This window comes from Phyllobacterium sp. P30BS-XVII (genome assembly GCF_014138335.1).
Taxonomy (GTDB): Bacteria; Pseudomonadota; Alphaproteobacteria; order Rhizobiales; family Rhizobiaceae; genus Phyllobacterium; species Phyllobacterium meliloti.
This window is the reverse complement of record NZ_JACGXO010000017.1, coordinates 1-6190: the sequence shown is the minus strand read 5'-3', so window position 1 is coordinate 6190 and position 6190 is coordinate 1. Positions and strand designations below refer to the sequence as shown.

Annotated in this window: 2 protein-coding genes; both read left to right on the top strand. The window is 54.6% G+C overall.

Annotated elements, in window-relative coordinates; translation table 11 throughout:
- The coding region (locus FHW17_RS25065) for an autotransporter domain-containing protein (RefSeq protein WP_182511101.1) at positions 1-2379 on the top strand (2379 nt) is incomplete at its 5' end.
- 383 nt (positions 2380-2762) lie between these two features.
- Positions 2763-6190: S8 family serine peptidase (locus FHW17_RS25060; RefSeq protein WP_182511100.1), on the top strand; the 3428-nt coding region annotated here is incomplete at its 3' end.

Here is a 6190-nt window from a genome sequence, read left to right as displayed (position 1 = left end):
AGTCTGCGCGGTTCTCTGCCCTATTTCCGTCCGGAGCTTGAAGGCCACTGGATGACGACAACCGGCTTTGCCAACAACCAGAAAGACCAGATTTACAATCGGTGCGGCATTGCAAAATACTGGTGCATCATGGCGCCGACCATTGTGCAAACGACAGATACCAATGGTGGTTTGAGCAATGGTTTTAACGGCACATCGGCCGCTGCACCCCATGCTTCCGCCGCTCTGGCGCTGATCATGCAACGGTTTCCCTATATGACCAATGAACAGGCACTATCGGTGCTGTTCACAACAGCTCAGAATATGGTTGCAAGCCCGGATGTTGCGCCAACGACGGGTACGCGCTCACGCACACCGGTTGTTCCCGGCACGGCGCAGGTACCCAATGCCGTGACTGGCTGGGGACTTGTCGATCTGAACAAGGCGATGAACGGCCCCGGCCAGTTCCTTGGCCGGTTCGATGCCAATCTGGGCGCAGGTGTGAGTGATACCTGGAGCAATAACATTTCCGATGTGGCGATTCGTGCCCGGCAGACCGAAGACAAGGCCGAACACGATGAATGGGAAACGACCAAAACCACAAAGGGCTGGCAAAATGGCCTGCCTGCCAATGCAAGCGATGCGGACAAGACTGAATATAACACCAAAACGGCGCGCGACGAGGCGTTCAAAACGCGCCAGTATTTCGGTAGTCTGATCAAATCCGGCACCGGAACATTGCGTCTGACCGGAACCAACACCTATACGGGTGACACCCAGATCAATGGCGGCCTGCTCGCTGTCGATGGCAGTATTGCGTCAGTTGTTTCAGTCAATAATAGCGGTGCGCTTGGTGGTATTGGCACGGTCGGCAGCCTCGGCGTGCATGCGGGCGGTATCGTTGCGCCGGGCAATTCCATTGGGACGCTGCATGTGGCTGGAGATGCCAGCTTTGACAAGGGCAGTGGCCTCGCTATTCAGATCGCGCCTGATGGTCGCAGCGATCGTCTCGACGTGGCTGGCAAGACCACGCTGCTGGGTGGCGTGGTCAGTGTTGCAGCAGACAGCAATACTCTTACCCCCGCCGATACACTCGCGCTGCTCGACAAGAGCTATACGGTTCTCACCGCAGCGGGGGGCAGGGCCGGACAGTTTGATGCAGTTGTGTCGCAGTATTACTTCATTGGTGGAGCGCTCTCCTATACTACCAATGATGTGAATGTCACTCTGTCGCAAAACGGACTTTCCTTCGCCGATGCCGGACAGACCAAGAACCAGAAGGCAGCGGCCACCGGGGCTGAAAGCCTTGGACTTGGCAATCCCCTCTATAACACCATAGCCGTCAGCAGACTTGGCGAGAATCTGCCTGCCTACTTCGATGCCCTGTCCGGAGAAGTTCATGCCTCACTGAAAGGCCTTCTGGCCGAGGACGGCAAGTTTGTCCGTGACGCCGCGAGCAATCGTATCCGGGCTGCCTTTGGCGATACGGCAAGCAGCAAGTCAGCGGTGCCGGTTCTGGCTTACGGTCCCGATCAGAAGAAGGGGAGTGCGGCCTTTGCTTCTGTCGAACCTGCCACTCCAACAACAGCGCTGTGGGGCGAAGCCTATGGCTCATGGAGCGATGTTGACAGAACAAGCAATGCATCCGCCTATAGCCGCAATACTGGCGGTTTCGTCACCGGGTTCGACGGGGTGATTGCCGATACATGGCGCTTTGGTCTGCTTGCAGGTTATGGCAACACATCTGTTCATACGGATCGTGGCCGAGCCTCTGCCGACAGCTATCAGGTCGGTGTCTATGGCGGCACCAAAATCGATGCGCTGACCTTGAGCCTTGGCACCAGCCTTGCCCATCATGAGATTGACACGCGCCGCAAGGTGGTCTTCGGCGGGATCAATGACAGCAACACCGCTGATTATACGGCAAAATCGGTGCAGGTGTTCGGTGAAGCCGCCTACCGGATCGATACGGCCTATGCTGCACTCGAACCCTTTGCCGCAGCCGCCTATACCCATCTGAAAACCGATGGCTTTACCGAAACCGGTGGTATCACCGCGTTGTCAGGGCGGTCAGGCACAACGGACCTGACCACCACAACCCTTGGTCTCAGAGCCTCGCACCGCTTTGCCTTGAGCGAGGCGACCGCACTCACCGCTCATGGCATGGCGGGTTGGCGGCATGCTTTTGGCGATACCACACCGGAAGCCTCGCTGGCCTTCTCAGGCGGCAATGCCTTCTCTGTTGATGGTTTGCCGGTGGCTGAGGACACTGCTCTCGTCGAGGCGGGACTGGATTTTGGCATCGGCAAGGCCACCACGCTTGGTGTTAGCTATAATGGCCAGTTTTCCAGCCAGAGCCACGACAATGCCGTCAAGGCCGATCTGACGGTAAGGTTCTAGGCAACACCTCAATTGGACAACACAGCTGATGGATGACAAACCCATCGGCTGTGTTGGCGAAACACGAGCCACGCTCACCAGAACACCAAGCCGTGCTCCCATAGACTCTCCGTGTGCGTCAGGCGCAAATAACGGTACAAAACAAGGCAAAGACGGCCAATCTTCCTGCACCACCGACCTCGCGAGAAGGGCGATATCCTGGAACGCAAATTAAACGTAACAGGGTACGGAGCAGGCAGGCTCCCACCGCGAAGAAATCGACCGTAATTTTTCTGTTTGCATTTTCTGGCTTGACGGATCGTATGCTTGCAACTTTATTAGCCGCATATTTTTTGTTTTTTCGAACTAGTATTTCAACATAAATTATAACGGAACCATATTTCATGTCTTTTCACGCCACAGATGCGGGTTTTTCCGCACGAACTATTCGCCTTTCCACTTTTCGCAAGCATTTGATGAGCGGCGTTTGTGCCGCGTTGATTATCGCTGCCGCCGGGCCGAGTGCCCATGCACAGCAGGTGCCGGGCAAATATTTCAAGGCCGATGGCAGCAAGACCAACGATTATGAAGCAGCAAAGAAGAGCTGGCTTGATGACAAGGAGTTTCAAGGCGACTGGGGGTTAAAAGCGATTCATGCCGAAGGAGCATATGCGCGTGGTATTACTGGTCGGGGCATGGTTGCAGGTGTGCTCGACAGCGGAACTCTTGAAGCCCACCCCAAATTTTCCGGCCCCGGTAAATTCATTTCCATTCATGCGCAAGGTAATCGCGCTTACATAGATGATTATACAGCTGCTGGAACATGGTTGATCCCAAATCCGCCAATTCATGTTGGCGATTATTTTGATTTCTATGGGGGAATTCCCGTCGTCAATGATGCACACGGTACTCACACTGGCGGTACCATTGCGGCCAGGCGTGAGGGCGGACAGGGCACAATGCAAGGCGTGGCTTTTGACGCGACGCTTGCTGCGGCAAATGGCACGGAGATGGGTCCTTACGTTGGCACGATTGATACCTTCGATTCATCTATATTTGCCGCGGCGATTGATGGCTTCGTGGAAGCAAAAGTGCCCGTTGTAAATAATAGTTGGGGAATCGGTCCGGCAACACTTGATGGCAGATTAAATACGACAAGCAATGGTGGAGCGAGCCCATTCAATTTCGGCAAGGATGTCATTCCACAATACGTCAATGATCCAACAAAGAGAATGTTCGACATCGCCGAAGACGCGGTGAAGAAACATGACATGCAATTCGTGTTTGCTGCGGGTAACAATGGACCGGGCGCTACGCCGGACGCCATGGTCAGCCTGCCCTATTTCCGACCCGAGCTGGAAGGCCACTGGCTATCGGTGACGGGTATTGGCCAAACGGGCATTCCCATACCCGGCTATTCCGATTACAAGATTTACGCTGGGTCGTCGCGTTGTGAACAGACAAAATGGTATTGTATAACTGCACCTGCTGTAGGCGTTAAAAGCTCTTTTTTTGAATACGATAAACAAAGCGGCGGATTAACACCCACATTTGACAACGATACCGGTAATTCCATGGCAGCGCCACATGTGACCGGGGCCATGACGCTCATTATGCAGCGGTTCAATTATCTGAACTCTGTGGCAGCCCATGACATTCTACTAACCACGGCAACTTATCTGCCTGATGGTTCGGGGAATGATAAGCTAAACATTGCCGGATCTCGAACCCAAATCCCTAATGAGCGATCGGGTTGGGGCCTTGTCAACCTCGAGAATTCTATGAATGGTCCCGGACAATTTTTGGGCCGGATTGAAGCCAATCTAAATACCGGCGTGAATGATGTATGGCGCAACGATATCTCTGATTTAGCGCTTAATCAGCGCAAGATTGATGAGCAGACTGAAATGTCCAGCTGGACAGATAGAAAGAAAGCACAGGGCTGGGAAAATGGCGTACCGCAGTCGCGAAGACTTACAGTTGAAGCCGCAACAAAAGCCGATCTTGATAAGATGGGCTCACTATTTACATCCTTGTTCACCACAAGCGTTGCGAGACTCAATAATAGCCTTGAAGTGAAGAACGCGTATGGCGCTGTAGAAGCAGATGCGAATGCAAAGCGTTTCAGGGATAATTTCATCAAGGCCGATCCATACGCGTTTGGAAGACCCAATCTTCAAGAACTGTACGAAGCCTATAAGCTAACAACAATACGAGCAGAAATCGCGGCAGCCAAACCTGCAGATAAAGACAGTTTGGAGAAATCAGCGGGCCTGTTTGGCGCATTCGTGGAAAAGCTGGTAGGTGGTCAGAAAGCCATGGCCGATTACCTCATGATATTCAACACAGTAAACACTAATCCAGTAACGCTGCCACTTATTCTGAAATACCAAAAGCAAAATCCAAAGTGGTGGGAAAGTGCAGATGCGCTCAAGAATTACGGAGTTTTCAAGACTGAAGTCCTTGATCCGCTATTTGCAGTCCATATGCACGGAGCATTTGACGCAGTGGTGGCAGAATACACGGTCAGCGAAGCCCGCACCGCTTACCTCACCAAAAAGCTTGCCGATCCATCTGCCTATCTTGGCGGGCTGACGAAATCCGGTGCCGGGTCATTGTGGCTGACGGGGAAGAACAGCTATCGCGGCAATACCATCGTCAATGGCGGCGAGCTTGGCATTGGTGCAGGTGGTTCGATCATTTCGGCCGCCATCATCAACAATACAGGGCTTTTGACCGTCGATGGCAAGACGGCGGCTGTGACCGCAAATCCCGGCGGCCGATTGAAGGTCAATGCTCCGGGTGTCACCGGCGCTGTTACCCTCAATGGCGGCTTTGCCTCGGTGGATGGCACAAGCGGTGCAACGGAGATCAACGCGGGCGGAGAGCTTGGCGGCATTGGCACGGTGGGCAGTCTGGCGGTGCATGCGGGCGGTATGGTGTCTCCGGGCAATTCCATCGGCACATTGCATGTGGCCGGGCCTGCAAACTTCGACAAAGCGACGGGCCTGACCATTCAGGTTGCTGCCGATGGGCGCAGCGACCGTCTGGACGTGAAAGGCAAGGCAACCCTGCTCGGCGGTGTGCTTATCGTTGCACCGCAGAGCAGCAAGGCACCGCTTTCTCCGGCTGAAACACTGGCCCTGCTCGGCAAGACCTATACGGTCCTGACCGCAGAAAAGGGTATAACCGGCAGGTTCGAGGCAGCAACGCCGGATTATTACTTCATCGGTGCTTCGCTGGCCTATGCACAGAGTGATGTCAAAGTCAGCCTTGGCCGCAATGGCGTTGCCTTTGCCGATGCTGGCAAGACAGAAAACCAGAAAGCAGCAGCAACAGGCGTTGAAAGCCTTGGGCACGGCAATCCGCTTTATGACACCATTGCCGTTACAACGCTTGGAGACAACCTGCCTGAGCATTTTGATGCCCTGTCAGGTGAAGTGCATGCTTCGCTGCAGGCTGTGCTTGTTGAGGATAGCCGCTTCGTGCGCGATGCGGCTGCCAATCGCATTCGTGCCGCCTTTGGCAATATGGCAGGCGGCAAGGCGGCAGCACCGGTTCTGGCTTACGGTCCCGATCAGAAGAAGGGAGCCGCGGGCGACGCCTTTGTCCCGCTGCTGCCAGCTGTTCCCACCACGGCCCTTTGGGGTGAAGCCTATGGCTCGCGCAGCCATGCGGACAGAACAAGCAATGCATCCGCCTATAGCCGCAATACTGGCGGTTTCGTCACCGGGTTCGACGGGGTGATTGCCGATACATGGCGCTTTGGTCTGCTTGCAGGTTATGGCAATACGTCTGTCAACACGGCGCGTGGCCGTGCCTCTGCCGATAG